35 protein-coding genes and 3 pseudogenes are annotated in these 24,386 nt (G+C 41.9%); 10 read left to right on the forward strand and 28 right to left on the reverse strand.

From position 1 onward, the window contains the following. The first annotated feature begins 194 nt into the window (after positions 1–194). On the forward strand, positions 195–1,352 hold the full coding sequence (locus V4P57_RS03670) for a tyrosine-type recombinase/integrase (RefSeq protein ID WP_455466365.1): 1,158 nt from the start codon (positions 195–197) through the stop codon (positions 1,350–1,352). Between the two features lie 111 nt (positions 1,353–1,463). Here V4P57_RS03670 and V4P57_RS03675 read toward each other — a convergent pair whose 3' ends face one another. From V4P57_RS03675 to V4P57_RS03690, 4 genes are read right to left on the reverse strand one after another with little or no spacing between them, the layout of a single operon-like run. Further along, positions 1,464–1,682 (reverse strand): hypothetical protein, encoded by a 219-nt coding sequence (locus V4P57_RS03675; RefSeq protein WP_455466366.1) that lies wholly within the window; start codon positions 1,680–1,682, stop codon positions 1,464–1,466. Continuing rightward, positions 1,663–1,881: a hypothetical protein gene (locus V4P57_RS03680; protein WP_455466367.1), complete on the reverse strand. Its 219-nt coding sequence runs from the start codon at positions 1,879–1,881 to the stop codon at positions 1,663–1,665. The genes V4P57_RS03675 and V4P57_RS03680 overlap by 20 nt, the downstream gene beginning before the upstream one ends. Then, positions 1,814–2,041 carry a hypothetical protein gene (locus tag V4P57_RS03685; RefSeq protein ID WP_455466368.1) on the reverse strand — a complete coding sequence of 76 codons (228 nt, stop codon included), beginning with the start codon at positions 2,039–2,041 and terminating at the stop codon, positions 1,814–1,816. The genes V4P57_RS03680 and V4P57_RS03685 overlap by 68 nt, the downstream gene beginning before the upstream one ends. Further along, positions 2,038–2,700, reverse strand: coding sequence for a lysozyme (locus tag V4P57_RS03690; RefSeq protein ID WP_455466369.1), 663 nt, complete (start codon positions 2,698–2,700; stop codon positions 2,038–2,040). The genes V4P57_RS03685 and V4P57_RS03690 overlap by 4 nt, the downstream gene beginning before the upstream one ends. A 159-nt stretch (positions 2,701–2,859) precedes the next feature. On the opposite strand from V4P57_RS03690, the pseudogene V4P57_RS03695 reads away from it, so the two are divergent. Together V4P57_RS03695 and V4P57_RS03700 are read left to right on the forward strand one after the other, a co-directional pair. Beyond that, positions 2,860–3,167 (forward strand): annotated as a pseudogene (locus V4P57_RS03695) (type II toxin-antitoxin system RelE/ParE family toxin). Beyond that, positions 3,148–3,468: an addiction module antidote protein gene (locus V4P57_RS03700; protein WP_455466790.1), complete on the forward strand. Its 321-nt coding sequence runs from the start codon at positions 3,148–3,150 to the stop codon at positions 3,466–3,468. Before V4P57_RS03695 ends, V4P57_RS03700 begins: the two are co-directional and overlap by 20 nt. Positions 3,469–3,513: 45 nt before the next feature. On the opposite strand, the gene V4P57_RS03705 is transcribed toward V4P57_RS03700, so the two are convergent. The 4 genes from V4P57_RS03705 to V4P57_RS03720 form a co-directional block, all read right to left on the reverse strand. After that, a complete protein-coding gene (locus V4P57_RS03705; protein ID WP_455466791.1) occupies positions 3,514–3,789 on the reverse strand; it encodes a hypothetical protein in 276 nt (91 codons plus the stop codon). Continuing rightward, complete coding sequence (locus V4P57_RS03710; protein WP_455466792.1) at positions 3,786–4,517, reverse strand: antA/AntB antirepressor family protein; 732 nt, start codon at positions 4,515–4,517, stop codon at positions 3,786–3,788. Before V4P57_RS03710 ends, V4P57_RS03705 begins: the two co-directional genes overlap by 4 nt. Positions 4,518–4,707: 190 nt before the next feature. Continuing rightward, a complete protein-coding gene (locus V4P57_RS03715) occupies positions 4,708–5,376 on the reverse strand; it encodes a phage antirepressor KilAC domain-containing protein (RefSeq protein ID WP_455466793.1) in 669 nt (222 codons plus the stop codon). Then, entirely contained in the window at positions 5,366–5,572 is a 207-nt protein-coding gene (locus V4P57_RS03720; protein ID WP_455466794.1) for an Arc family DNA-binding protein, read from the reverse strand. Before V4P57_RS03720 ends, V4P57_RS03715 begins: the two co-directional genes overlap by 11 nt. Before the next feature lie 74 nt (positions 5,573–5,646). Here V4P57_RS03720 and V4P57_RS03725 point away from each other — a divergent pair, with 74 nt between their 5' ends. After that, a complete protein-coding gene (locus V4P57_RS03725; RefSeq protein ID WP_455466795.1) occupies positions 5,647–5,850 on the forward strand; it encodes an Arc family DNA-binding protein in 204 nt (67 codons plus the stop codon). A gap of 28 nt (positions 5,851–5,878) precedes the next feature. Here V4P57_RS03725 and V4P57_RS03730 read toward each other — a convergent pair. From V4P57_RS03730 to V4P57_RS03745, 4 genes and pseudogenes are all read right to left on the reverse strand, one after another. After that, positions 5,879–6,343, reverse strand: a pseudogene (locus tag V4P57_RS03730) (antA/AntB antirepressor family protein); the annotation flags it as partial. Positions 6,344–6,615: 272 nt separating this feature from the next. Continuing rightward, a pseudogene (locus V4P57_RS03735) lies at positions 6,616–6,744 on the reverse strand (phage regulatory protein/antirepressor Ant); the annotation flags it as partial. 62 nt (positions 6,745–6,806) lie between these two features. Beyond that, entirely contained in the window at positions 6,807–7,115 is a 309-nt protein-coding gene (locus V4P57_RS03740; RefSeq protein WP_455466796.1) for a HigA family addiction module antitoxin, read from the reverse strand. Between the two features lie 10 nt (positions 7,116–7,125). After that, the gene (locus tag V4P57_RS03745; RefSeq protein WP_455466797.1) at positions 7,126–7,404 is read right to left on the reverse strand and encodes a type II toxin-antitoxin system RelE/ParE family toxin; all 279 of its coding nucleotides are present in this window, start codon (positions 7,402–7,404) and stop codon (positions 7,126–7,128) included. 148 nt (positions 7,405–7,552) lie between these two features. On the opposite strand from V4P57_RS03745, the gene V4P57_RS03750 reads away from it, so the two are divergent. Continuing rightward, the gene (locus V4P57_RS03750) at positions 7,553–7,777 is read left to right on the forward strand and encodes an antitoxin MazE family protein (protein ID WP_455466798.1); all 225 of its coding nucleotides are present in this window, start codon (positions 7,553–7,555) and stop codon (positions 7,775–7,777) included. Next, entirely contained in the window at positions 7,777–8,100 is a 324-nt protein-coding gene (locus V4P57_RS03755; RefSeq protein ID WP_455466963.1) for a type II toxin-antitoxin system PemK/MazF family toxin, read from the forward strand. Before V4P57_RS03750 ends, V4P57_RS03755 begins: the two co-directional genes overlap by 1 nt. A gap of 26 nt (positions 8,101–8,126) precedes the next feature. Here the strand turns inward: V4P57_RS03755 and V4P57_RS03760 are convergent, their stop codons facing one another. Genes V4P57_RS03760 through V4P57_RS03795 form a run of 8 tightly spaced genes read right to left on the reverse strand, consistent with a single transcriptional unit; the run spans position 8,127 to position 14,400 of the window. Then, positions 8,127–9,437 (reverse strand): phage late control D family protein, encoded by a 1,311-nt coding sequence (locus tag V4P57_RS03760; protein WP_455466372.1) that lies wholly within the window; start codon positions 9,435–9,437, stop codon positions 8,127–8,129. A 1-nt stretch (position 9,438) separates the two neighbouring features. Next, on the reverse strand, positions 9,439–9,660 hold the full coding sequence (locus tag V4P57_RS03765) for a tail protein X (protein WP_455466373.1): 222 nt from the start codon (positions 9,658–9,660) through the stop codon (positions 9,439–9,441). After that, the gene (locus V4P57_RS03770) at positions 9,657–10,037 is read right to left on the reverse strand and encodes a phage tail protein (RefSeq protein ID WP_455466374.1); all 381 of its coding nucleotides are present in this window, start codon (positions 10,035–10,037) and stop codon (positions 9,657–9,659) included. The genes V4P57_RS03765 and V4P57_RS03770 overlap by 4 nt, the downstream gene beginning before the upstream one ends. Positions 10,038–10,042: 5 nt before the next feature. After that, positions 10,043–12,100 carry a phage tail tape measure protein gene (locus tag V4P57_RS03775; RefSeq protein ID WP_455466375.1) on the reverse strand — a complete coding sequence of 686 codons (2,058 nt, stop codon included), beginning with the start codon at positions 12,098–12,100 and terminating at the stop codon, positions 10,043–10,045. Further along, the gene (locus V4P57_RS03780) at positions 12,097–12,168 is read right to left on the reverse strand and encodes a GpE family phage tail protein (protein WP_455466940.1); all 72 of its coding nucleotides are present in this window, start codon (positions 12,166–12,168) and stop codon (positions 12,097–12,099) included. The genes V4P57_RS03775 and V4P57_RS03780 overlap by 4 nt, the downstream gene beginning before the upstream one ends. 38 nt (positions 12,169–12,206) lie before the next feature. After that, complete coding sequence (locus tag V4P57_RS03785) at positions 12,207–12,500, reverse strand: phage tail assembly protein (protein WP_455466376.1); 294 nt, start codon at positions 12,498–12,500, stop codon at positions 12,207–12,209. A 2-nt stretch (positions 12,501–12,502) separates the two neighbouring features. Continuing rightward, positions 12,503–13,009 carry a phage major tail tube protein gene (locus V4P57_RS03790; protein WP_455466377.1) on the reverse strand — a complete coding sequence of 169 codons (507 nt, stop codon included), beginning with the start codon at positions 13,007–13,009 and terminating at the stop codon, positions 12,503–12,505. Then, positions 13,009–14,400: a phage tail sheath subtilisin-like domain-containing protein gene (locus tag V4P57_RS03795; RefSeq protein ID WP_455466799.1), complete on the reverse strand. Its 1,392-nt coding sequence runs from the start codon at positions 14,398–14,400 to the stop codon at positions 13,009–13,011. Before V4P57_RS03795 ends, V4P57_RS03790 begins: the two co-directional genes overlap by 1 nt. 234 nt (positions 14,401–14,634) lie before the next feature. Between V4P57_RS03795 and V4P57_RS03800 the strand changes: the two genes are divergently transcribed. The 4 genes from V4P57_RS03800 to V4P57_RS03815 all read left to right on the forward strand — a co-directional run bounded on the left by V4P57_RS03800 (position 14,635) and on the right by V4P57_RS03815 (position 16,153). Next, complete coding sequence (locus V4P57_RS03800) at positions 14,635–14,913, forward strand: type II toxin-antitoxin system RelE/ParE family toxin (protein WP_375631845.1); 279 nt, start codon at positions 14,635–14,637, stop codon at positions 14,911–14,913. 16 nt (positions 14,914–14,929) lie between these two features. Then, on the forward strand, positions 14,930–15,217 hold the full coding sequence (locus V4P57_RS03805) for a HigA family addiction module antitoxin (protein WP_455466800.1): 288 nt from the start codon (positions 14,930–14,932) through the stop codon (positions 15,215–15,217). Positions 15,218–15,328: 111 nt separating this feature from the next. Next, positions 15,329–15,778 (forward strand): Rha family transcriptional regulator, encoded by a 450-nt coding sequence (locus tag V4P57_RS03810; protein WP_455466801.1) that lies wholly within the window; start codon positions 15,329–15,331, stop codon positions 15,776–15,778. 123 nt (positions 15,779–15,901) lie between these two features. Beyond that, positions 15,902–16,153, forward strand: a complete 252-nt coding sequence (locus V4P57_RS03815) for a type II toxin-antitoxin system prevent-host-death family antitoxin (RefSeq protein WP_455466802.1) — start codon at positions 15,902–15,904, stop codon at positions 16,151–16,153. A gap of 190 nt (positions 16,154–16,343) precedes the next feature. On the opposite strand, the gene V4P57_RS03820 is transcribed toward V4P57_RS03815, so the two are convergent. Genes V4P57_RS03820 through V4P57_RS03855 form a run of 8 tightly spaced genes read right to left on the reverse strand, consistent with a single transcriptional unit; the run spans position 16,344 to position 24,378 of the window. Further along, positions 16,344–16,586 carry a hypothetical protein gene (locus V4P57_RS03820; RefSeq protein ID WP_455466803.1) on the reverse strand — a complete coding sequence of 81 codons (243 nt, stop codon included), beginning with the start codon at positions 16,584–16,586 and terminating at the stop codon, positions 16,344–16,346. Positions 16,587–16,596: 10 nt separating this feature from the next. Beyond that, positions 16,597–17,733 (reverse strand): Bgr_08870 family protein, encoded by a 1,137-nt coding sequence (locus tag V4P57_RS03825; RefSeq protein WP_455466804.1) that lies wholly within the window; start codon positions 17,731–17,733, stop codon positions 16,597–16,599. Positions 17,734–17,746: 13 nt separating this feature from the next. Continuing rightward, the gene (locus V4P57_RS03830) at positions 17,747–20,890 is read right to left on the reverse strand and encodes a DUF4815 domain-containing protein (protein ID WP_455466384.1); all 3,144 of its coding nucleotides are present in this window, start codon (positions 20,888–20,890) and stop codon (positions 17,747–17,749) included. A 1-nt stretch (position 20,891) separates the two neighbouring features. Further along, the gene (locus tag V4P57_RS03835; protein ID WP_455466385.1) at positions 20,892–21,998 is read right to left on the reverse strand and encodes a phage tail protein; all 1,107 of its coding nucleotides are present in this window, start codon (positions 21,996–21,998) and stop codon (positions 20,892–20,894) included. Next, positions 21,998–22,825: a baseplate J/gp47 family protein gene (locus tag V4P57_RS03840; protein ID WP_455466386.1), complete on the reverse strand. Its 828-nt coding sequence runs from the start codon at positions 22,823–22,825 to the stop codon at positions 21,998–22,000. Before V4P57_RS03840 ends, V4P57_RS03835 begins: the two co-directional genes overlap by 1 nt. After that, positions 22,822–23,163, reverse strand: coding sequence for a GPW/gp25 family protein (locus V4P57_RS03845; protein WP_455466387.1), 342 nt, complete (start codon positions 23,161–23,163; stop codon positions 22,822–22,824). Before V4P57_RS03845 ends, V4P57_RS03840 begins: the two co-directional genes overlap by 4 nt. Further along, complete coding sequence (locus V4P57_RS03850; RefSeq protein WP_455466388.1) at positions 23,160–23,849, reverse strand: phage baseplate assembly protein V; 690 nt, start codon at positions 23,847–23,849, stop codon at positions 23,160–23,162. The genes V4P57_RS03845 and V4P57_RS03850 overlap by 4 nt, the downstream gene beginning before the upstream one ends. Then, positions 23,842–24,378 (reverse strand): hypothetical protein, encoded by a 537-nt coding sequence (locus tag V4P57_RS03855; protein ID WP_455466389.1) that lies wholly within the window; start codon positions 24,376–24,378, stop codon positions 23,842–23,844. The genes V4P57_RS03850 and V4P57_RS03855 overlap by 8 nt, the downstream gene beginning before the upstream one ends. Positions 24,379–24,386 lie beyond the last annotated feature (8 nt).

The raw sequence follows: 24,386 nt of genomic DNA on the forward strand, positions 1-24,386 counted from the left end.
CATGGTGCCGCATGCCGGCAGAGCGGGCTTTATTAGCAAGAATCAAATTATATAAAGAAGCGCAAGGATGTATTGATGTCTATAGCTTTTTATGATTCAATAAAAAAATTAAGTATTAAAGAAAAAATCTCAAATCAGAAATTAAAGGTGGTCTAAAAGGTGGACCAAAAAAGGTGGACGAGAGGGGACGTTAAGTGAGGGCGATTCATCGGTTATCAGCATCATTCGTAAAGACGTCTCCGCAGGGTAAATATTGTGATGGGGCAGGGCTATGGTTAAATGTTCGAAAAGACAATACACGCTCTTGGTTTTTTCGTTACACATACCACAATAAACGCCGTGAAATGGGGCTTGGTTCTGTTACGAAACTCTCTTTAAAAGAAGCGCGTGAGCTTGCTAGGCATTATAGTGATATTCTTAAAGAAGGCAATGATCCTATTGTCTTTCGGGAACAAACCATCTTAAAACAGCAAAGCAACATATTCAGTGAAATTGCAGAAGCGGCTTTTGAAAGCAAAAAAGCAGAATTGAAAAATGAAGGTAAAAACGGTCGCTGGTTTTCTCCACTAGAGTTGCACGTTATTCCACACATAGGCAAATTACCTATAGAAAAATTAACAGCCAATATCATTCGCAATGTTCTCGCACCCCTTTGGCATGAAAAAGCAGACACAGCGCGAAAAGCACTTAACCGTATCAATATTTGTTTGAAATATGCTGCCGCTCTTGGTTTAGATGTTGATCTACAAGCTTGTATGAAAGCACGCGCTCTTTTAGGAAAGCCACGTGCTACATCAACAAATATTCCTGCTATGCCATGGCAAGAAGTGCCGGTTTTTTATCAAAACTTAAAGGATGATATCCTCTCAAATTTAGCACTGAAGTTACTAATTTTGACTGGAGCACGGTCATATTCATTGCGATATTTGCGTCTTGAACAAATTGACAAAAATATATGGACGATACCAAAAGAAAACATGAAAGGTATTGTAGGGAAAGTTTCAGACTTTCGCGTGCCACTCAGTGATGAAGCTTTGAGAGTCATTGAAAAAACTCTCCCCTTTGAAAAGAATGGTTTTCTCTTTTCTGGTCTTACAGGCAAGCCAATTTCTGATGCAAGCATGGCAAAATATATGACAGTTTGTGGTTTGACTTATCGTCCACATGGTTTTCGTTCAAGCTTACGGGATTGGATAGCAGAGACAACGTCAACACCCTTTGAGATTGCAGAAACTGTTCTTGCGCATTCAGTTGGGAGTTCAGTGACAAAAGCTTATATGCGAACAGACTTTTTAGAGCAACGCTGTGTCCTCTTAGAACAATGGGCGTCTTTTATATCAGGAGAGGCTTGATAATATGTCTATTGTCGAGTCAGGTGTCTAAGAAACACTTAAGCGATTAGCGGATGGATTACGATATAATCTCTCTTTCTCCGTTTTGAAAGCGGAGAGGGGATAGAGCTTTCATTTTTTTGAGAGCCATTGCTTTAAATGGGTGAAGATATCCTCTATCGCATCTATGAGACGTGCAAAATCAAGGATCAACAAAAAGATGAAGAATGCTATCCACTTCATCAAGCGAGACATCATTTTCACACTTTGGTAAGTAATAATCATTTCTTGAAGCATTTCTTTTTCTGCTTCCGTAAGCTCTGTTGTTTTTTCAGTTTTTTTTCTGACCATGTTTCCACCCACACAAGCGCTCACCCTGTTTGTTATGTTTTAAGATATCTCTTGCTAAGTGCGTACTGATGACGTTTATATCTTGTCTATCTAAGTAAATGGGCAACCAACCTACACAAGAAGAAGCATATTTATTGATCGCGCAACCAGTCAGAGAGCTCAGTACGCACATCAGCATCACTTTTCTGATTAATTTCATTCTCTATCTCCAGTCGCGTTGTCTCTGCTTTTAAGGCTTGCTCTGCTTCCTTTTGCTGCTCACTCTTCTTTCCAAGGGTAAAAGCTCTTGCAAGAGCGATAAAAAAAGCGGCTAAAGCCGCACCGGTTACCATCAGATTTTTTTTCATCCACCAGATCATAAGCGTTGTTCCTGAAAACGTTTGGTGACAAAGAAAATTCCAGCACAGGCGGCTAAAACCATAACAACAGCTAAAGCCCATTGAATAGGACCATTGCCTGCTAGCAAACCTCCAAGCCCAGAAAAAGAACCAATGATCGGGGCAAGGGCTTCGGCTTTGAAAAGCCCTGTTGGTGCTTGCGTTTCAACGGTTTGGTAGTTGGAAGAAACATAAGCCCCTTTAGCCCATAACCCTGCTTCTGCTGCACGACGGTGTACGAGACCTTGTAAAGATTTTCCACCGGCTTTGATCCATTTCTGTAATTCAGCTGGTACCGCTTCATATTCACCTCTATTGAGTTTTTTTAGAAGGGTCGAGTTGCAAAAAGCTTCTGTTCCCACATTATAGCAAAAGGATACGAGTGCTGCGAATTGTTCATCCGTTAAGGAAACCTGAACCGCTTGTTCAACAGCATTCTCAAATTGTCTTAAATCTTGACAAAGAAGCTCTTCGGCTTGCTTTTCGGTGATTGTCATGCCTGTGTGAACAAAAGGTTTTCCAGCACTGTTTGTATGTCCATAACCTATTGTCCACACTCCGACGGCGTCTTGATAGGCACTCAACCGCAAGCCTTCCCATTGTTTAATCAGTGCTAGCCCTTCTTGTGATATTTTTCGCATATGCTTCTCCATAAAAAAAGCCCCACAAAAAGCAGAGCTGGATTAAAAAATTGACATCTTTCCTATCCGAAATGATGGCTTGTTAAAACTTATGTAGCTTTTTCACTGAAACAAAAGAATGTATTTGACATTATCTATTCTGTATCTTATAAATTACAAATGTTTACAGCGCACAAAACAAAATACTTTATGAAATGGCTAGATTCTTTAAAAGATGAGATTGCGCAAGCACATGTTGTTACGCGGATTGCAAGAGTAGAAACAGGATTTCTTGGCAACGCAAAATTCTTCCGTGGAATTGAAGAATAAAAATAAATCACGGATCAGGCTATCGTGTTTATTTTTTCAAACAAGGAAAACAAATCATTTTGTTACTTAATGGCGGCGATAAATCTACTCAGCAAAAAGATATTGAAAAAGCTCTCCAATTAGTAAAGGAAATAAAAAATGGAAATCACCAAGTTTGATACAAGCGAATATTTCAAAACGCCTGAGACTCAGAAGATTCTTTTACAAGATGCTCTTGAAAGCAAGGATAGCAAATATCTTGCGCATGCTCTTGGCATAATAGCGAAAAACCAAGGAATGAGTAAAATCGCTCAAAATACAGGGCTATCAAGAGAGTCTCTTTATCGTTCTTTAAGCGACAAGGGTGACCCACGGCTTTCTACTTTTCTCAGTGTTTTAAGTGCCTTAAATTTGCAGATTAGCTTAACGCCTATCCAAAATAATTGTAAGGAAAAAGCGGCTTTAGAAGAAGCATCTTGATCACCTTCCCACCTACAAAGATGGGAAGGAAAGATGTTTTAAAATTTAAGCCACTTTCTTAAGTGGGCTTTTTAAGCTCGGATCATAAGCTTTTAACAAAGGATCAATGACACGAGGAAACTCTGAATCTCCAAAGTCTGTGAGAACCACTAAAAGCTTAACAATATGCGCATCTTTCTTGATCTTTGAAACCAGAGCCTTTTCTACTACGTTCATGGTATTGACTATAGCAGTACACTCCTCATCTTCAACACCACCACGATTGCAAAGCTTAAATAACGCTATCCACAAATCACACAAAGAGTCGATATCAGTATTCATTGTATACCTCCGTGGATTTGTTCTCTTAAACATGCCAAGCCTTTTGCGGTAATCTTGGTTGAAGGCAAGACTTTTTCTGTTCCATCAGGTTTTTGAATCGTGATCGTAGGGCAATCCATGAGGCCTTTCTTGATCTTATCCTGATAAGGCAGTAACGGAGATCCCGGAGCACGACGATAAACCCAATCATTCCCACGCAAATAATTCGTTAGATCTTTTGGTCGTACCTCCAGTACCTTGGCTGCTTCTGTAAGACCAAACAGACCATCAGAGCGTGTTAAACCTTCAAGTGCTTCTGCTTTTGGTTTGAGTGCAGCGATGATTGTATCTTTACGCTCATTTTCATCTTTTAAATGCGTTAAAACACCGAGCATTACTTCAGGACTGGAGTAGTCAATCTGTGGAGTAACAACTTGCTTTGCGCGCCGTTCGCATTCAATAAAATACTGCCGTGCTTGCTTGCCTTTTTCATTACGTTCAACCATGGAAAGCTCTTTCGCCATGTCGAGTGAAAGATGGTATTCTATCGCTCTTCCACCGTTTTCTAAAATTTTAGAAAACGCCATAAAATCCTGATTTTTTCGAAAACCATATTCTTTGATGCGATTTTTAATCCAGTCTGCAAATTTTGATGTAACTTCCAAAAACGCATGCAATTCACGTGCGTTTACTGTTTGAACAATTCCCTGTCCAACCGTTTGTTCTGTAATTTCTATGAGATCGTTCATGATGAACTCCTATGTGTTAAATGTTTTTGATTGACACTCTAAAGAGAGTGCCGGGTGCTCAAAAACACGGCACATAGCCCGTCGTTATGCTTTTCCCACAAGGGTATTTTATGGCATAACCACACCCGACAAGGTCATTGTACACTCTCGGTGTATAATGAGTCAAAGCCTTTAAATGCACGGAGGAAGATTATATCGGCAATCTACCCGCTATGTGTCTAAGGTGTTTTTGAAGCACCTGATTCGAGAATAGACATACTGCTGAAATTTTGTCAAACAAAAAATTATAATTCCCACGCAAATAATTCGTTAGATCTTTTGGTCGTACCTCCAGTACCTTGGCTGCTTCTGTAAGACCAAATAAACCATCAGAGCGGGTTAAACCTTCAAGTGCTTCTGCTTTTGGTTTGAGTGCAGCGATGATTGTATCTTTACGCTCATTTTCATCTTTTAAATGCGTTAAAACACCGAGCATTACTTCAGGACTGGAGTAGTCGATCGATTGGATATGAGATTGCTTTATCTCGCCTCTACGCCATGCAACAAATAGCTTAATAAGCATATAACGGACTTGAGAAGATTTTTCTGTATTCGATAATGTTGCAATCAATAATGCTTGCTCTTCGTTAAGCCAATATTCTGTTACGTTATTGCCTTTTATTACGTGCGCCACGGTGGCGCACGTCCCAAACCTTTCTATTTCTTTCATATTTCTTGCGATTAATTTTCTAACGTCACGTGTACGAACAAACTCTAATTTTTCTGCTAAATCCACATCGCGAACACGGGGCTCGTTTTCGATTTCTCTTAATTTGATTAATTTGTCTTTATTGATAGATAAGTATGTGCTATTGTCCATGGTGATTAACCTCTTTCAGGTTGATTAAATGTGAAGCGTTAGAGCAGGTTTTTGCGGACTTATGCTCTAGCGCTTTTTCTTTTTTGAGAATGTTAATTATTTCAGATGAAAGAGAGCGATCATTCTCTGTCGCCCTATCAAACAACCACTCCTTTAATGTATGTGGCATATTTATTTTATATTGGATCGTTTTCATTTTACCTCCTATGCACATATTTAGTACCAAAAAAGTACCTTGTGTCAAGTGCATTTTAGGTATATTTTAGGTGCATGACAAAAAAAGATCGTGTGCAATTTAAATTTCTCATTCCAGTTGAACTAAAAAATCAATTGGAAGAGTTTGCTGAAGCAAACCACCGTAGCCTTACGGGCGAAATTCTTTCTCGTTTAGAGGAGTCTGTCCGCACTACCCATCTACGGGCAATGGACTCAAAAGATCTCCCAACGCGCATGAGACAATCACGTTGTGAATAAAAAATAATAAAGCTTGATGCCACACATTCCCATCAGAGCGTGTTAAACCTTCAAGTGCTTTTGCCTTGGGAGTTAATTCTGCAATAACATGATCTTTCTGCTCAATTTGATTTTGTAAGTGATTCAAGACACCAAGTAATGCTTCGGGTTTCGAGTAGTCAATTTGTGGTGCTGATACTTGCTTTGCACGCCGTTCGCATTCAATAAAATATTGTCGTGCTTGCTTGCCTTTTTCGTTGCGCTCAACCATGGCAAGCTCTTTCGCCATGTCCAAAGTGAGGTGGTATTCTTTCACTTTTCCACCGCTTACTAAATTTTTAGTAAGCATAATGAAATTGATGTGTTCCTGAAAATCATACTCCTTGATGCGATTTTTAATCCAATCATTAAAACGAGATGTAACATTTAAGAACGCGTGCAATTCACGCGCATTTACTGTTTGGACAGTTTCCTGTCCAACCGTTTGTTCTGTAATTTCTATGAGATCATTCATGATTGAATTCCTTGGTAATAATTATTTTCTATTGACACTTCAGAAGAGTGCCGGGTGCTAGAAAACACGGTACCAAGTCCGTCGTCACACTTTCCCCGTGGAGGGTATTGTATAGTGTAACCACACCCGACGAGATCATTGTACACTCTCGGTGTATAATGAGTCAAAGTCTTTGATGCACGGAAAGAGATTGTTTCGGCAACCCACCCGCTTGGTATTTTAAGGTGTTTTCTACGCACCTGATTCGAGAATAGACACACTTTTATTATATTGTCAATTAGTAAAATTGCTTTACGTTCATTTTCATCTTTTAAATGCGTTAAAACACCAAGCATTACTTCAGGACTGGAGTAGTCAATCTGTGGTGCAGAGATTTGTCTTTCCAATTCTTGCCAGAGGTCATACATCCACTCTTTTCATAACCATGAAAAAACAGTATTATCAGCTCTAGCTCCACTTAAAATTAAAGAGTGTAGAGTGTCGGAATTTTGCTAACATCTGTTTCACGCTCAGCATGCCAAGCATCATAAGCCGCTTGCATACGCAACCATACAGCAGCACCATCACCAAACATTTTTCCCAAGCACGCTGAAAGAGAGGGAGAGATAGGCTTTTTGGCAGATAGAATATCATAAAGATGCTGGCGTGATATACCAAGCATTTGCGCAATTTCTGATTTTGTTTTGCCGGTTTCAGGAATAATTTCTGCCAGTAAATCACCTGGATGAGAAGGGCAACGGTTTTTATCTCTTTGTGCAGGAATATCATTCATAACTGTATCCTTAGTGATATTGTTCAAGATCAACACGGTAAGCATGGCATGCATTAAATTCAAAAGTAATGCACCATGGCCCATTGACGTGAACAGTATAACGAGTGGGTAAATATCCACTCAAAGCATGAAAATTAAAGCCTGGCAGATTCATATCTTCTGGTCTTTCAGAAACATCTAAACGATCGAGACGAACAATGATACGCTTTACAAGTCTCTTATCAATCTTAGGCGATTTTCCTGTTTTGAATAATTCAGCCAATTCTTTGCTTTTAAACGTTTTAATCATTCTTTTATATAATGTAGAAAACTATAAATGTCAACAAAAAGCTTACATTGTAAGCCTAAAATTGTAATTATCGCGTATATTAAAAATCTCGTTTCATGTAACCTTTATTTGTGTTATACGTTACATGAAACATGATGGAGATTTTACTATGGGTACAATGCACGTGAATGAACGAGTTCAAAAACATCGTAATGCACAAAGAAAAGCGGGTTTACGCTTAATGCAAATTTGGGTACCAGATACACGCCAGCCGAATTTTGCAGAAGAGTGCCGTCGTCAATCCCGCTTAGTAGCAAGAATGGATAAAGCTGATACATCTATACAGTTGTTTATGGATCAATCTTTAATGGACGTTGATGGCTGGACAGAATGATGCGTGGTTCTCTGGTAACAATAGCGATACAAGGTGATTTTGGTAAACCAAGACCTGCATTGATCATTCAAGGTAATCAATTTAGTGAACATACGAGCATGGCGGTTTTACCAATTACAAGTACACTTGTTAATGCGCCATTACTCCGCATTACGATTCAGCCAAACGCTAAAAATGGTTTGCAAAAACCTTCGCAAGTAATGATTGATAAGATTATGACGGTAAGGTGTGACAAAATGGGTTCCATTTTTGGCTCTCTTCAAGAAAAGGAAATGCTAGAAATTGAACGTTGTTTGGCTGTATTTTTAGGAATAGTAAAATAATATCATAATATTTTTGCTAATTTTACTCATGTATCCTCTTTATCCATATGGATAACGCCGTCTCCTTCGTCGTATGCATCGGGTGGAGCGCTTGGGTCAAGGGTATCGTCTTTGTCTGGTGTTGTATTTGCTACGTTTTTAGCAGTGTCTTCTTGCGCTTTGTCAAAAAGTTCGCACTCTATTTTTGTTGTGTAACCGCCGGTTTTATCAAGTTTGTGCTTGACGCTTTTGATACGCCATTCTGCTGGGATATAAGGGCGGAAAGGCGGCTCTTGAACAAGCTTTGCTTCTGCTTGCACAAAGGGATCACCACCGATATCACATGAGAAAGAAGATTTTCCGCGCAATGATTTATTGCGATAAGAAGCAATAGCTGCAACCGCTTCTGATTGATTGTGGTAGGTATATTTTAGTTCATGAAATGGCGGTTTACCAACTTTTACCTCTTTTTTCTCACCACTGCGGATGTCATGATAAGTTGCGAGAACACCGCCTTTTTTCTCTTCTTCTTGCTTTTCAGGCTCTTTTCCGCCTTTTTCTTCTGTTTTTGGTTCAGGCAATTTTGGCATATCACTATCATTCATATGGATAATGCCTTCACCTTCCTCAATTTCCGCTGGTTTTCGTGCATCAGCAGCGGTTTTTTGGTCATCCCCCGCATCTGTTGCTAAACCATTGGCTGCACCTGCTTCATCACGTGCACTGTACTTAAAATCCCAAGAAATACAAAGTTTTTCGTGGATTAAAACGACGGGAAGCGTCTCACCAGTGATGGCTTTACCTTCCCCCCGTTTGGCAATCACCAGTTTGCCGTCAACAGGCTTTGCTACCGCGTCATATTCTTCTGCAAGACGTGTGGCAAAAGCCATATCGCTCTCAGAAGTTTGGTCAATGTGACGCACAACAATTTTTGCAAGTGCAGGATCAACTTTTGGTATATAGCCATTGCGCTGTGCTATCTCTTGAACAATATTGCCTATTGTTTGTTGGTGATAGGATTGACTTTTAGGTGTTCTATAAGATGTGTTCATGGAGGCGGCGCGTCCTGTAACACTTAAGCTCTGTGGTGGGCTGCTCACAGAGATTTCATCAATCAGATAGGCTCCCATATCGCGGTTTTTACCACCTTCATAGCCAAGTGTCACGGAAATAACCGTCCCAATTAAAGGGATATCAAGAAAGCCGTTATCGCACTCACGGGCGCGGTCATCAAGCTCTATGGTGATACGGTCGCTTTTGTCTTCTGCTTCATCGGTAATTTCAATTGATAAAACATAATCCATGAGCGTTTTTGTGATGTCTTCTCCATTTGCCAAAACCGTGCAAAAAGGTTTCATTTTATTTGCGTCCCCAAATTCTGATTACTGGTGTGGCTTTAGGATAGGGGAGGGATGGCAAGAGTATCGTGATGCCTGCTTTTAAGATTGGTCCATAGTCTGCAAGACCAAAATTTGCTGCATAGACGCGTTCAACGGCAAGCGCTTGCTGACCTTTGGTATAGTATTTCCAGCAAATGGCATCGACCATATCGCCTTCTTTGGTTACATAAAGGTCATTCATTGGTCTTCACCATATTCTCTTAATTTCACGCTAAATTCTTGTTTTTTCGGGGAGCCGTTATGATGAAAAACGCTTTGTTTTTCCTCTACGGAAAGAATGACAAATTTGCCTAAGATTTTGCCTTGACCGGTCACAAGGATGTGAGGTCCTTTATGTGCCATTTGTCGCAAATATTCGAGCTGTCTGTGACCACCTTTGAAATCTGGATAAATCACTCCTGCTAAAGAAAATTCCGCATTTGCAACAGCTGGCAATTGAAGAGCAGCCTTTCTTCCTAATCGCCCTTGCTCCACCCATGGAACCCCATAAGACATATCAAGGGTTTGATAAGCTGCTGTTTCAATCGAAAAAATAAAACCTCCCAAAGCTAACATCATGGTATCTAATCCGAAAGGCTAGAGGCTATGGCTAAACGTTGTTGCTTCGCATAGCGTTCAAGTGCTTGATTGACTGCGTCTCTGATTTCGTCCTTGAGACCATTTGGTACGGAAATATTTAAATTTGTAATGGTCACGCGGGCGTCTATTTCAACAGGCTTATGAACCGTAATTGGCTTGGAAACTTTGAAGGCACTCACTTTTGCATTTGGAGTTTCTATGTGTCCTGTTTCGACTATGCCTGTATTAAAACCACTTTTGCCTTTTCCAGATAGAATATTTGGAACAATTGCTGTGCCAACCATTCTCTTTACGCGCGCATTGGTTTCATTGGCAAAGGTTTTAATTGTTTGGGTTGAAGTTTTGTTGATTGTAGCCTTAAATTCTGACTTTTTCCCTCCCCAGCCAGGTATCCAGCTGGTTAATTTGCTTGTCATGCCATTAAACCATTCGGACAGCTCTTGCCACTTGCTTTTTATGCCCTCCCAAAGCCCGTTAATTAGATTGGCACCTGCTTCCATTAAATCGACGCCAAACAACCATTTAATCAGTTCATTGATTTTTTTTGCTATCCAATAGAGCGGGGAAAACTTTTTAAACAGAGTAAAGAGTTTATTGAAAACATTACTGAATAAACTGGCAAAAGATTCCCATAATTTGCTTATGAAGTTCACTACTGTATCCCAATTTTTGTAGAGCAGATATCCAGCACCTACAAGGGCTGCAATACCGCCGATAATCCAGCCGATAGGTGTGGTCATGATAGCAACACCAAGCGATATAAAAGCAGAACCAACGGCTGCTATTGCTGGAATAGCTGAAGCTATAAGAACTACTCCAACTGCGGCTAAAGATGCAGCCACCCAACCATTGAGTTTGTCCCAATATTTATAGAGTACAAAGAGCGCTGTAATACCGCCAATGAGCCAACCGATAGGCGTGGTCATAAGAGTATAGCCAAGCGTGACAAACGCTGCTCCCGCTGCAGCTAAAGATGCAATCAGTGGACCAAAAATAAATGAACCAAGGGCTACAAGGCCAACCTTAAGGAGGGTTATTTCACCAATCAACGGCTCTAGCCATTGAAACCAGCCTTTTATTCTCTCTGTGAGATCGCTTATGCCTCTTCTCAAATCAGAGGTAGGATTAAGCAAATCATTAAAGACTTTTCTTAGGTTTTTTGCCCATCCCGCAACGGTTGTTTGAATGAGGACACGGTTTTCATCAATCAACTTTGAAAAAGCATCAATCATATCATTGAGAATGGGCATAAAACGTGCGCCAATAAAGCTCGTGATACCGCCTATTTTTTTCTTAAAAGCACCAAGTTTGTCACTTAAATCTGCTGCATAGCGTGCGACATCGGCACCTATCAGCCATTTTCCTTTCCGCGCCTTTGCAAACAGTTCTTTGATTGGTGCCATGCCTTGCGCAAGCATGGCCGCCATTTCCTTGCCATCACCACCAAACAGCAGAGCGGCAATATGTTGTCTTTGTGCTTGATTTTTCATCTCACTCATCTTGTCGGTAATTTCTTCCAACAAAGCCGAATTTGATTTGAGTTTTCCAGAGGCGTCTTTTACAGAAATGCCAAGCGCCTCAAAGCCCATAATGCCTCTTTTTTGTCCGGCATATGCTTGTGCCGAACGCCTATTTAAAGTTGCCAAGGATTGTTGAAAAAGCTCGGCAGAATATCCTGAATTATCAGCAGCATCACCCCATAACTGAAGCGATGCAACACTCATGCCTAAATGGCGTGAGGCATGGTGAAGACTATCTCCAAGATGCATGGTTTTCATGGTGAGGGCGGTCACACTTGCCACAAGACCACCACCAGCAAGCCCTAAAGCACCGGTAAAGACCGAAGCACGGCTTGCCGCCGTGCTAAGAGCACCTTGAACACCATGAAGGCTTTTTGTCATGTTCTTTATAGCAGCAGAAAAGCGTGGCATACTTAATGTATGCGACAATTTCTGAAAACGCTCTTGTACACGTTTAAGAGGTGCGGTGAGTTTGTCTTCAAGAGACAATTTCACCTTTGCATCGGCAACTTTTTCACTCATTTTGTTTTATACCTTTCTACTGCTTGATTTTGCCAAAAGACCAATTCTTCCAGCTCCATTTCCATCATGTCTGAAAGTGGCCAATGAAAAGCAATGGCAATATCGGCTATGAGTTTCGTGGCAGTTTCCCAGTCTCGGAATCCTGCCGTTTGGTAAAAGACTCTGTTTTCTTTACAATAACATCCATATCGTAAGAATCGATTCCCTCAACGGCATCCATGGGCCAACCAGAAAGACGCGAAATCATTTCTAGTATTTGTGTAATATCTGGCTTTTTCTGTTTATAGACCTCATGCACATCTTTTGTTTTGGGGCGCCGTAAAGTAATTTCAGTGTGCTCTTTTCCTTCAAATGTAACAGGTACAAGTAATTCATATGTAAAGCTTGTTTGGACTGTCATTTTTATACTCCTAAATTTTCTCTGTGTTCTGCTAATTCATCAACGCCATTAAATTTTCTCACCATGTTGAGGGCGTCTATCTCAACAATTTCAACGTCTTTCTGGACATATTTAAAATAATGCAATGTAAAGGTAGCCGTGGAGGTTGCTTTGCTTCCCGGTTGCCATTCTGCCATTTCAAAACCTTTGCAAAGTCCTCTCATGGTAATGACAGCACCTTCTGCGGGTGTGCCTTGCGCTTGCATTGAACTTCGCAATGAAATGTTGACATCAGATCGTCCCAACAGCACCATCAATTCTGGAGAGCAATCAGAAATGGTCATGCTAAGCGTGAGAGTTTCAAGACCAAGGTCAATTTCAATGGGGGTTCCCATGCCGCCACCACGATAACTTTCAACAATCAAGTTCAAATTCGGTAACGTCACGCTTTCACATTTTGCTTGATAAGGAATGCCGTCGACAAAAATGTTAAAATATTTCAAAACTCTTGGTAAAACAGGGATAGTCATTAAAAAATCTCCTCTAAATAATCATTCACAATGCGTGAACGGAATGTGATGTGTTCTGCTGGTGTTGTTGGTGTGAATTCAACATTGAAATAGACTCTGCCGCTCTCAATAGCGCTTGCTGTGTTGAGCTCTGGATCAGGAGTACAATGCCCACCAAGGATGGCGCCTTGCGCTTTTAAATCACGCAAATAGGCATTGACGCTTTCACTTACGTCATTCATGTAAGTTTTTTTGACATTGCGGTCGACTGCCCATAGATGCCCGCGCAAAATGGCGTCATTAATCATATCGGCAGTTCTCACCACCGATAAAAAAGCAAATTTCGTATCGCTTGAAAGCGTACGGTTTCCCCATAAGCGATAACCATTTTCACGAATGATTGTTGTGATGTTTTGTTCATTGAGAAGGTTAGCGCGACTAGACCTGTCACCAATGGAGAAATCAATCGGACGCGCAGTTCCAACAATGCCATTAATCACTTTATTTGAAGGGGAATGCCAAAAACCGTTGTTAAAATCTGTTTTGGCAATGACACCAGCAACCGCTGCACTTGCAGGCTGCTCTACAATTTTTCCAGCACGATTTACCTTTACAAATGGATCAACCATGATAGCGCGCTTTGAATCAAAATCCTTTGCTGTATTAAGAGCTGCTTCATCTGTTGTATTTGGTGCGTCAATCACTACAATGGCGCGTAGGCGTTCAGCAATGCCAAGAAGCTCTGCTGCGACGGGGTTAGAGGTTGCTTGAATTTCAGCCTTAGCAGTCGCACCAGTGCCATCACCTTCAATCGTAATACTTGGGGCTGTTTGATAATCAAAACCATTTTCCTTGATGACAAGTGAGGTGATTTTCCCATCGGTAAGGATTGCTTCTGCTTTAGCACCATCAGCAATTTTAACGCTTGCTTTGGTGTAACCACTCCCTTGGTTTGTAACATCAATCTTGCTAAGGGTTACAGGGCGTTTATGCGTAAAACCTGGAGCAATGAGAATGCGTGGTGTTTGTCCAAGAGTGGATTGCGCTCCAATCAAAGCGTGAACACCTTCATAAGCACCATTTGCGTTCACACCGCCTAGAATATTAGTCAATGTTGTATTTTCATTGTCGCCTTCTTCTACCCGGACAACAACAACAATGGCACCTACTTGTTTGAAAATCAGATCAAGAGCACTGGGCAAAGTGCCACGTTGTTTCCCTGTTTTATCTAGTTTAGCTGCTTGTGAAAGAGAACCCGTTACCAAAACGGGTATGTTAAGAGGAAATGCTTGTTCATCTGCATCGGGTGCTGTGCCAACAATTCCGATAACGGCCGATTGTACCGCGCGAAGGGGACGGGTGCCGTCGTCAACCTCGACAACTTCAACACCATGTAAAAATCCTGTTGCCATGCTTTATGCTCCTTTAAATGAGGGGTGAATGAAAATGAATGGGAAAAATGAGGGGCGAAATGCCGTATTTTTTAGTGCTCGGCACCCAGAGATAAAAAACTATCGGAAGCTTCTTGACATTATTATCATGTTTTGCCGTAAAATTCTGTTATTTACAGCAAATCGTGATAGGCATTTTATTAGGATTTATAAAAATTTTCTTGTATTTGGTAACGATATGCGATACAGTATGTTATGATTTTGGGGTTTAAACATAAAGGGCTTGAAGCTTTCTACAATACTGGTACTACAAAAGGAATTCAATCTGCTCATACTCAAAAGCTAAGGCGTATTCTAGGTGCTCTTGACGTAGCTATATCACCAAATGATTTGAATTACCCGTCCTTTCGATTACATCCTCTAAAAGGTGATCTTAAGGGCTATTGGTCAATTACTGTAAATGGAAATTGGCGTGTAATATTCCGTTTTATTGGTATAGATGTCGAATTGGTCGATTATCTAGATTATCATTAAATAAGGAGAGCTAAAAATGATGAAAAACCCTCCACATCCTGGAGAACTATTGCGTGAAGATGTAATCGCAGAGCTTGGTTTATCTGTTACTGAAACAGCTGAACGGCTTGGTATGTCTCGTGTCGCTTTTTCTAGGGTTTTAAATGGGAAAGCCGCTATTAGTCCAAATCTCGCTATTAGGCTTGAAATGGCTGGTGTGAGTACTGCACGCGCTTGGCTAGCTATGCAAACAAATTATGATTTAGCGCAAGCTCTAAAACATAAACAGCCTAAAATACATCCTCTTTTCACTAGCTCTTGTTAGTACCATTCCATCGTATTGGAATGCTTTCTTAAGGTGCTATTATAACTTAGATTAGTAACAATCAACAGTGCTAGTATCGCTGTCACAACCTCTTTAAAAATTGCAGAGGGTGTGGGTAATACGCATAAGGCAGTTATACAGCTGATACGTCAAGATATTGAAGACTTCGAAGAATTTGGAAGGGTCGCATTTGAAATGCTACCCTTTGGAACCAAAGGCGGAAGACAAAGAAGAGAAGCCGCTATCCTCAATGAACCACAAGAAACTCTACTCATGACGTATAGGCGCAACAATGATATGGTGCGTGCATTTAAAAAAGCACTTGTTAAAGCTTTCTATGATTTAAAAAGCCAACTGATTGATAATGACCGTGACACGCGATTTGATTTTCCAAGCAATTGGGATGAGATGGGAGAAACTGAAAAGGCTGTTTACATTTATGGACCACTCCACATGCATCTTGTTAAAGCCTTTACATTAGCAGAAGAGAGCAAACATTATAAAATGCTCATTGAAGAAGCCAAGCGAGTCTTAACAAAACCTATTGCAAAAGTAGCTTAGACTTAAAACATGATTTTATCTCCTCGTCTTTTGGGCGGGGAGGCAGTTAACAGCATAAAATATCTTTACATAATACGTATAATACGTATTGTGCGTACAATTTATTAAGGATAGGATGTGCATATGAAAAAATATAGTTTTACAGATATAAACCGCGGGGCAGGCGATATTTTAGACGAAGCTATGTCCACACCTGTTGCTTTAACGAAACGAGGGCGTGAAAAAATCATTATGCTTCCCATTGATTTATATCATGAACTAATAAAAGCGCATTCTGGCGCACAATCCTTTATTTATGCAGATGCACCCCAAAATATATTAGATAATTTAGATCGTGGTTTAGATGACATTTTAAATAATGATGAACATGTTTAAAGCAGGGGATGTTGTGCGATATTATTATTTATGGCATGAACAAGCACAAGAAGGTGAACATTCAGGGCGTAAAGCTCGTCCTTCCTGCGTTATGGTCAAAACTGAAAAGCATCTTTTTTGTTTCCTATCACTTCTCAAGAACCTAATGATTTGCAGTATAGCTTAAAGGTACCTGAGATAGAATGCCTGTTTAAGCTTTCTCTTGTGGTTCTTTTATGGGTTCTACGGATGCATCTGATTCTGCCATTTTAGTAGAAGACAAAGAAGCTTTTGCTTCATGAACCTCAGGAGGAGAGAACACCCCGTCCTTATAAGTCCAGCCAATTTGTGCTTCACTTGAGGGGATCGCTTCACCATCAAAGGCGTGAACATAATCTTCTGATGCTACGATAATATTTGTTACAATACCGTTCTCAACAACTGCATAATCCATATAAAAACTCCTATATAAAAAATTTCAATAATATTGCTCCATTGCCACCAGAACCGCCAGAATATCCAGTTGCCTTATCTCCTGAAAAATAGCCACCTCCACCTCCACCTCCATTACCTTCTATACCATTATTGCCAAAGCCTGCTCTATCGGTAGAAGCTCCACCCCAACTAAAGCCGTACCCTCCATTTCCACCCTTAGCGCGAATAATTTCATTAATAACCGTATCACCGCCGTCATATCCTATATGACGCCCATAACTGCTTCCACCATCACCTCCACGACCAATTTGTGCTGTTCGCGATTTTTTAAGTTGCCATCCTTTAACTCTCACACACACGCGTTGACCGCCTTCACCACCATTTCCATTGCTACCATTACCACTAGTTCCACCACCACCAGCACCCCATGCGCATATTTCAATGTCAGTGTCATCAGTGACACCCTCAGGCCATGGGATGGTACCGCTTTCTGTCATGAGGATTTCAACGGGATTTTTCTTTAATAAAGCTATTAATTTATCTATTTCTGATTTCGTATAAACAAGATCACCATCGACTTTGAGTGGTCCTTTAAGCAAGCTTCCTGTTGCGTTTAAACTGGTGAGCACTTCATTATTATGGGTGAGATTTAGTGAGGTGTTACCAAGAAGCTCTAACCCACCACTCATGGTGACTTTGCTGGTAAATTTGTTGTAACTTTGCCATTCATTTGGCCGTGCTAAGCGGCCATAAGCTGTCATATCTTGATTAATCTTGGCTCTAAATTCATCCAATCCCACAATATCTTCGCTTTTGTGTTGGTGTGCTCCCAACAAGGAAACAGCACTGCCAAAGGTAAAGTTCTTGTTGCTTGATTTGTAGAGAACATAATTGTTGGCCGCATCACTAGCACCCTCGACATCGCTTAAATCAGCAAAAGTAAAAGTTTTGTCCGCTGCCATCTTGGCCTTAAGAGACGCTTCAAGGTCTGCGACATCATCTATGGTGTGCGTATGCTTTGAAGGTGCCTTTTCATCTATCTTTTCCTCAACGTCCATTATGGCTTGATCAATTTTGCTTAAATTTTCCCGCAAAATTGGAAATTCAGAACTGATAAAGCGGCCTTCTTTGGGCAGTTCCATCTGCAATTTTTTTGTTTTGTCCATCTCTTTTCTCCCCTCACAATATGCCGGCACCAAAATCACGCACCATGGATCGTGCTGATGGATCACCCGTGAGTGTGAGTTTTAAGCGCGCCTGTTTGGCTGTTTTGTCACCACTGATGAATTTTCTCTCCACCCAAAGGGGCTCGGAAAGCTGTTCTGTATCCTCTAATGTGAGAGGGACAAAAGCACCATCATCTACTTGCATCTCCATGCTAAAAGATGAACCGCCCGGCAAAAATGTTTTGATATAGCTGGTCAATCGCGCCTTTTCGCCAAAGACAAAAGCACGGGTAATATAGGTTGCCGTTTTATGAATTTTTCCCGCAATCAACTGAACAGGAGCAAATAAAACCGGTGAGAGTTTTTCAGTGCCCTTGAGAATGGCACGAAGCTGAACCTTTTCACTGATATATTCGGTAAGGCTCAACAATTGAAAGGGTAGGAGTTGATAAATTGTGCCGTTGCTTCTTTCAATTTCAAAGATGACAGAACAATCGCTTGAAGGCAATTCAATGGCCGCACGAACTTGCAAATCAGAGCACTCAACAAGGTCAAAACTGCCAAGATCAATGGTTTTTTCTGTTTGTGTGTAGCGCGCAGCCAGCACCCGGAATGTCAAGGCCTCATCTTGATGGGCTGTCCAGCTTTGCGCATTAACAGAAGAAAAACGCGGCCCCGTCACATAAGGATGGCTTGAGACATATCTTTGCTTTTCTTCATCAAAGCCTCCAAGTTTTGCCAAAGAGACAGCATGCTCACCATCATCGGTTTTCATGACAAAGGCCGTTAAGCGGTCATTTGGTACCGTCAAGGGAACATCATAGCGTGCATGTGCCCATCCTGGTTCAGCTTCTTTCATGGAATAAGACGTTTGTGCTTGAATATCAGCTGTCGGATAACCGTTTTGAGTGGTGACCAAATCAATCACCAAATCATGGTTTCGATTGCCAATTTTACAAAGATGAAAGTCAATGCCGGTTATTTGCCGTGTTTCATCGGGAGTAAACACTTGCGCTTGTGGATCAAATTGTGTCCATATCCGCACCGTTGTTATGCGTCGCATCACTTTCACATCAATCACACCTTGACCGGTAAAAAGACCCGTAGCAGTCGTTCCACCTTTACCAACAGCCACAACGCTTTTTGTGCCAGAAAGAATGTTTTCAGGAATTTTAAACCTGCCTTCAATGCTACCGTTAGCATTGGCAACGAGGCGGTTCTTTGGCAAGACATTGACGCCATCAAAGGTAAGGCTCTCTAAGATTTCACCTTTGGCAAAGCCTTCAATTTTAAAGACAAGCTCTATTTTCCTTAAAAAATCAATTTGTTCCTGATGGGCATTGACCAATTCATCTTTTGTTTCCCTTGTCCGGATAGTGCTGCCACGATTCCAGCCCATATTCAGTTGATTGGTCACGCTTGAAAGCCAATGGGTGCGCTGTTCATGCCAAAAATCTGTCGCGGGGGTAAGTGTAACCGTACCGGGAAGTGGTGCAAAATTTTGGTAAGGGTTGATTTTTTCGCAAGCTGTTGTCAACTCTTGGGCGATAATCACTTCGTTTGTCCAGTCAAGCGTGACAGGCTCTTTCAGAGATGCAGTGTAAAATGTTGGATCAATGGCAAGCTGCAAAATGCCGTTGCCCACAGCACCTGTCTGCGTAAACCCTTCATCTCTGTAAGAGTCATCCAGAAAAGGGTCAGCAAACATACCTTTTTTAGCGACAGGTTCTTTAGAGTCAACATTGCTTTTAATGCGCTCTAACTGCATCAACCGGTCAAGGGAAAGTACCCGTTGAAAATAGCGCCACATCTCATCATAGGGGGCAACCCTAGTGCCATCATTGACAACAAGCGGCGTTTCAAGCCAATTATTGCTAATGGTTGCAAGGGATAACACATCCTCAGGGACACTTGGTGCCATGGGCTGATCCGCTGAGATGCCTTTGATATAGACAACTTTGCCTTGCGCATTCAACCCTATGCGATCAATACGCGGCAATTTGTAAGTGTAACTGACAATGATGTCACCGCCCTCAGCACCACCCGATACGGTAATTTCCTGTGCTGTCACTTTATCAGCACTCACCTGTGCACGATAGCGGTAAGTCACCTTATAGGTGCTGCCCGGGCGCGGTTCATCCCCCACGGGAGCCCAATCAATCGTATCGCCGGTCTTTTTAAAGTCCGTGCCTTCTTTAAATTCTTTATTCCCTTGAACAATTTTGACAAAAGAGGTGATACTTTTATCGGGAACGCCATCACGTCCTGAGACAATCGCACCGCGCGTTAGCGTGACGGTTTTTTCCTTTGTCAGCAAAACAGAATGAATATGTGCAATGGGGGCGTAATAAGTTTGAAAGGTAAAGCTTGTTTCCCCTGCTTTTGTCGAAAAGAGATGTGTTTCACTGGGAACCGCGCTTGTTGAAAAGTCCTCGAGTTCTTCATATCTCAAAGCTGCTAAGCGTTTGCGCTTAAAGCCGTTGATATTGGCTTCCCCTTCTTGAATGCTGAACCGTTGATTTTGTTCCTCTTTGCCCAAAGCTGTCACACGGCAACCGCTTACAATATAATGCCCATGGGCACGGTCGTAAGTGGCAATGGCTTGCATGGCCGGTTCAAGCAGCGAGGGTGATTTTTGATCAATCAGAACGCCATCTTGCAAAATATAAACCGGAAAGAAAGTGCCTTGCTGTGGATCATCTTTTAGTGCCCAAACAAGCTTTGCGACTTCACGCGCTGCTCCTGCTTCACCTTCAGCCAAGGTGCCTGGAACTTGCCCCAACAATTCTGGATCATCCTCATGGGTTATCCATTGTTTTTGCAGTTTAACACCAATTTCCATGCGCCCAATCATGGAAACATTGTTGAGTACAGCGGGTGCAACGGGAAAGATATCCCCTGCGATATAAATCTTGCCATCGGTTAAAGTGACCGTTTGGCTCTCTTTGTTCACAAAAGCATCAGCCCGTTCAACACGGTCACCTTCTTTGGCCACAAGACGCCCCAAGCGGTTATGCCGTCCCCTTATGATGGTTTGAACTTCATTTAGTTCCCCACTTTGAAGAAAGGAGCGTTCTCCATAAAACACAACACTTTGTTGCTCCTCTTTGCCGCGAGATCGGTCAATTGCAAAGGGTAAACCACTTTCATGCTTCATGTTAAAACCTCAATAAAATCTTGAATTGTTCACGAACATCGGCGCGCAAAGGAATGTTGATGGGCGTCTTGAATATTTCCACACCACCACTCAGTTCATCAAGCTTTAACCAAAGCTTGCCAGGGGGTGTCTGCTCTTCTAGGGAACCATGAATGAGAAGGGAAACAGAGGCGGCTTGTTTGTCCTCAACATCCTTAAAATCTGTACGGGCAGCAAGAAACAACATTGTGCCTGTTTTAGAGGGTTTAAATCTGTTTCCTGAATGGTTATAAACGCCGTCCAAAGCCTGTTCGACAGGCTGTACAGCATAGCATCTGCGATAACCAATCACCGCATTTTGAGTGTCTCTTAACCCGAGATAAAGCGTGCGGTTGCTAAACCACTCTGCCATGAGTATATCGCGTTCATGCTTTTTGACCGAACACCACGGAAAATTTGCCATGTCCCATGGATAATCAATAAGGTTCCAGCTTAATTCTTCATCCCCATCATCCATCCAATTGCCAATAAGTTTGCCTTCTTCTTCTTCGAGAATATGGTTAATCTCTGTCGTGCGTCCAAAGGAAAACAAAGTGCCACCAGCTGTTATACGCACACCGCTCTCATACTCCAGCATACTGTTATCAAGCCTCGACATATTACCTTCCAGGGCTTGCACATCATAACCACTGACACCACGGCGAAAATCAGAGCGCAAACTTTTGGAAAGTCTCACGATTGCTTCAATGGCTTCAAGGAGCGTTCGTTCAGGAAGGCGGTCAAACTCAAGCTGAAACGCGTTCCACCATGCGCGCCCCGTCCATGCGGGTGTAAAGCGTGCTGTAATCCCAAGCCATTCAAGCCCCAACTCTATTGCCGCAAGGGAACCGCGCAAGCGCTGCCAGGAAAGACCCCGATCAATCAAATCATAGAGGTTTTGGACATAAGGTGTAAGCTCTCCAAGTCCGTATTCTTCAATCAGCCATGGTAAAAAGCGGGGAGGGCGCGTAATCAGTTTAGCACGTGAAATCTCCAAAATAGATCCATCAACATCTTGATGAAAATCACAAGCATCGGCAAGGCGTTTCTCAAATTCTGTGGCATGTGTGGGGAGTAGAGAGCCAACCATTAGCGGGCACGCCCTCTAAAGTTTAAGGTGATTTTACCAATCGATAAAACTTCTTCATCACAAACCGTACTGTCCCTTGTTGGTGCAATGGCAATCACTTTCTGAACACCAGCAATCATCAGTTTTGAAATCCACCATGAGAGGCTTAATTCACGACCAATGGCTTGTTCTTGTCTCCATGCGGTTCTTAAATTTGCTTCCATTTGCGTGAGAATTTTCAAAGATGTTTCCGGTAGCAGCCAAACATCTGCTTCTAAGTCCAATACTTTTTTAACAGCAGCGTGAACAATGATTGTATCATTGGTCATGATGATATTTTTTCTGTGAAGAGCCTCTGAAACTATTTGTATAAGGTCTTCAGACGCCGTTCCTTCTTCATTGTTGCCAAAAACCGCTACATAGATGGTTGGGTCTTTACTTTTACGATAGATAATGGCATCCTTGACACGACTATCTGCAGTTAAGGCTATAAGCTTGTAATAGGGCTCTGTCCCGCTACCCTTGCCACCACGGGCATGAAGTTGAATGCGTTCACGGTATCTTTCATCACTTTCATCCTCCATGCGTTGAACACCATGCCAATTTCCTAAAGCGTCAAGAGAAGAGCCGGTGGCAAAATCAAGAATATTGTTGCGTGCTGCTTCATTAATACGCTGCCTTAAAAGCAATTCTCGATAACTAAAAGCCTCAATGACTTTTACGGCTGGATCACTTTCGAGAAACGTATATTCAGGCAAAAGCTCTTTTAAATGGGCAAGAGCCGCGGCACGTATTTCCTCAAAAGAAAGTTCTGTGATAATTTCAGGTTTTGCAAGCACTCCATTCATTTTATCAATAATCCTTCCATGGTGATGGGCTTGCCTGATGGCAAATAAATGCCTTCAAAGGACAGAGAAACTTGTCCAGCCTCAACCACTTTAAAATCAATCTTTTTGAGCTTAAAACGTGGTTCCCATTGGTCTAAAGCCTCAGCAATGGCGGCATAAAGCGTAACCGCAAAAGCATCATTAATCGGTGCGTCAATCAATTCAGGAACCCGTGAACCATAATCACGACGCATCACCCGCGTGCCAATCCGTGTTGACAAAATATCAATAATCGACTGCCGCAAATGATCGATGCCAACCAATGGTTTTCCTGTTGTGCGGTCCATTCCTGTGTTCAATTGGGAACTCCTGTCATGGAGCCACCAGGGGAAACACCCCCGTGAACATGGGTTGCTCCTACATTGGTGCCGTTATGCTTTAAGCCACTTGAATTGATGGAAACCTCATTGCTTGAATGAAGAGAAACACCATCTTGCGAATTGAGTGAAATGTTTCCATCTGCTTTTACAGAAATGTTGCCCTTTGCCTTTAAACTCAGGTCACGTTCTGAGGTGATTTTTATACCATCCGGTGCGCTAAGCTCTAGCTTACCACCATCCCCTTTGAGTGACACGCCATCAGAGATTGTCAGGATAAACTTTCCTCCTGATTTGATATGAATTCCATAAGTGTTTTGTTCATCATCATATTCAAGGCTGGTACCATCGGGATAAATGGTTCGGTGAATGCTCCCCTTATCGGCTGCTTGGTTAGTATCGGTATGAATAGAGCCAACAATCACCCCTTGCGATAAATCTCCTGATGAAGACACAACAACAACTTGCTCTCCAACATCGCGTCCCTCGTAGGAACGCGTTTTACCAGCACGGGCTTGGGTGTCTGCAATCCAGTCACTGATAAGGTTGCCACTTTTTACCCGATAGCGGGCGTTTTTATGGTCGACATGGCTAATCTTACCCACCACAACCATATTGGCTACGCGTCTTTTTAAATCGGTGATTTCTTTATCGCGCCGCTCAAGCATGACTATCCTTGATTTTATGGTATTTGTCTTTGTTTCTCACACCTGTTTCTGGTTCAAAACCTAGGAAAGGTTCAATGAACTGTGCTGTTACACTGCCTTCTCCTTCATCCATGTTGGGAATATTCGTCACATAAATGACCTCAAAGGTTAAAATTGCACCATGGAGCGCTACAACACCGTTATCACCAAAGGCCATCGCAATATTTTGCAGGCGGCATGTTTCAACTGTGTTGTTAAGATTGGGATTAGCATAGAAAATCTCCTCAACTTCCCATGCTAGTTGGTCAACAAAATGTGCACCGTTTTCTCGTGTGTCGTAGCACTCAACGTCCACTGTTAAAACACGCCGCCTTGCTCCAAAATCATGTCCATCTTCAATTGTTTCACTTTGTGTGGAGATATTAATGGCCGGCGTGTTCTCAGGGGAAAAGTTGAAATCACGCATATTGAAAACATGCTCACCAGCAGCAGTCTTTGCTGCCTTTATCAACGCAACAAAGCTTTCCCTGATCGTCTCTCTCGGCTGCATAAACGCTC

This window comes from Bartonella sp. B39, assembly GCF_053795145.1.

Coding starts and splice junctions, on each gene's coding strand:
- V4P57_RS03680 (WP_455466367.1), bottom strand. CDS start 1,881: ATGAAATTAATCAGAAAAGTGATGCTGATGTGCGTACTGAGCTCTCTG.
- V4P57_RS03815 (WP_455466802.1), top strand. CDS start 15,902: ATGAAAAAATATAGTTTTACAGATATAAACCGCGGGGCAGGCGATATT.
- V4P57_RS03840 (WP_455466386.1), bottom strand. CDS start 22,825: ATGAATGGAGTGCTTGCAAAACCTGAAATTATCACAGAACTTTCTTTT.
- V4P57_RS03705 (WP_455466791.1), bottom strand. CDS start 3,789: ATGAATACTGATATCGACTCTTTGTGTGATTTGTGGATAGCGTTATTT.
- V4P57_RS03700 (WP_455466790.1), top strand. CDS start 3,148: ATGGAAATCACCAAGTTTGATACAAGCGAATATTTCAAAACGCCTGAG.
- V4P57_RS03710 (WP_455466792.1), bottom strand. CDS start 4,517: ATGAACGATCTCATAGAAATTACAGAACAAACGGTTGGACAGGGAATT.
- V4P57_RS03835 (WP_455466385.1), bottom strand. CDS start 21,998: ATGGTTGGCTCTCTACTCCCCACACATGCCACAGAATTTGAGAAACGC.
- V4P57_RS03685 (WP_455466368.1), bottom strand. CDS start 2,041: ATGATCTGGTGGATGAAAAAAAATCTGATGGTAACCGGTGCGGCTTTA.
- V4P57_RS03800 (WP_375631845.1), top strand. CDS start 14,635: ATGATTTTGGGGTTTAAACATAAAGGGCTTGAAGCTTTCTACAATACT.
- V4P57_RS03805 (WP_455466800.1), top strand. CDS start 14,930: ATGATGAAAAACCCTCCACATCCTGGAGAACTATTGCGTGAAGATGTA.
- V4P57_RS03725 (WP_455466795.1), top strand. CDS start 5,647: ATGACAAAAAAAGATCGTGTGCAATTTAAATTTCTCATTCCAGTTGAA.
- V4P57_RS03785 (WP_455466376.1), bottom strand. CDS start 12,500: ATGACAGTCCAAACAAGCTTTACATATGAATTACTTGTACCTGTTACA.
- V4P57_RS03755 (WP_455466963.1), top strand. CDS start 7,777: ATGCGTGGTTCTCTGGTAACAATAGCGATACAAGGTGATTTTGGTAAA.
- V4P57_RS03775 (WP_455466375.1), bottom strand. CDS start 12,100: ATGAGTGAAAAAGTTGCCGATGCAAAGGTGAAATTGTCTCTTGAAGAC.
- V4P57_RS03745 (WP_455466797.1), bottom strand. CDS start 7,404: ATGATTAAAACGTTTAAAAGCAAAGAATTGGCTGAATTATTCAAAACA.
- V4P57_RS03855 (WP_455466389.1), bottom strand. CDS start 24,378: ATGCAGCCGAGAGAGACGATCAGGGAAAGCTTTGTTGCGTTGATAAAG.
- V4P57_RS03720 (WP_455466794.1), bottom strand. CDS start 5,572: ATGAAAACGATCCAATATAAAATAAATATGCCACATACATTAAAGGAG.
- V4P57_RS03760 (WP_455466372.1), bottom strand. CDS start 9,437: ATGAAACCTTTTTGCACGGTTTTGGCAAATGGAGAAGACATCACAAAA.
- V4P57_RS03750 (WP_455466798.1), top strand. CDS start 7,553: ATGGGTACAATGCACGTGAATGAACGAGTTCAAAAACATCGTAATGCA.
- V4P57_RS03850 (WP_455466388.1), bottom strand. CDS start 23,849: ATGCTTGAGCGGCGCGATAAAGAAATCACCGATTTAAAAAGACGCGTA.
- V4P57_RS03795 (WP_455466799.1), bottom strand. CDS start 14,400: ATGGCAACAGGATTTTTACATGGTGTTGAAGTTGTCGAGGTTGACGAC.
- V4P57_RS03790 (WP_455466377.1), bottom strand. CDS start 13,009: ATGACTATCCCTGTTTTACCAAGAGTTTTGAAATATTTTAACATTTTT.
- V4P57_RS03770 (WP_455466374.1), bottom strand. CDS start 10,037: ATGATGTTAGCTTTGGGAGGTTTTATTTTTTCGATTGAAACAGCAGCT.
- V4P57_RS03740 (WP_455466796.1), bottom strand. CDS start 7,115: ATGAATGATATTCCTGCACAAAGAGATAAAAACCGTTGCCCTTCTCAT.
- V4P57_RS03765 (WP_455466373.1), bottom strand. CDS start 9,660: ATGAATGACCTTTATGTAACCAAAGAAGGCGATATGGTCGATGCCATT.
- V4P57_RS03820 (WP_455466803.1), bottom strand. CDS start 16,586: ATGGATTATGCAGTTGTTGAGAACGGTATTGTAACAAATATTATCGTA.
- V4P57_RS03825 (WP_455466804.1), bottom strand. CDS start 17,733: ATGGACAAAACAAAAAAATTGCAGATGGAACTGCCCAAAGAAGGCCGC.
- V4P57_RS03830 (WP_455466384.1), bottom strand. CDS start 20,890: ATGAAGCATGAAAGTGGTTTACCCTTTGCAATTGACCGATCTCGCGGC.
- V4P57_RS03675 (WP_455466366.1), bottom strand. CDS start 1,682: ATGGTCAGAAAAAAAACTGAAAAAACAACAGAGCTTACGGAAGCAGAA.
- V4P57_RS03690 (WP_455466369.1), bottom strand. CDS start 2,700: ATGCGAAAAATATCACAAGAAGGGCTAGCACTGATTAAACAATGGGAA.
- V4P57_RS03715 (WP_455466793.1), bottom strand. CDS start 5,376: ATGGACAATAGCACATACTTATCTATCAATAAAGACAAATTAATCAAA.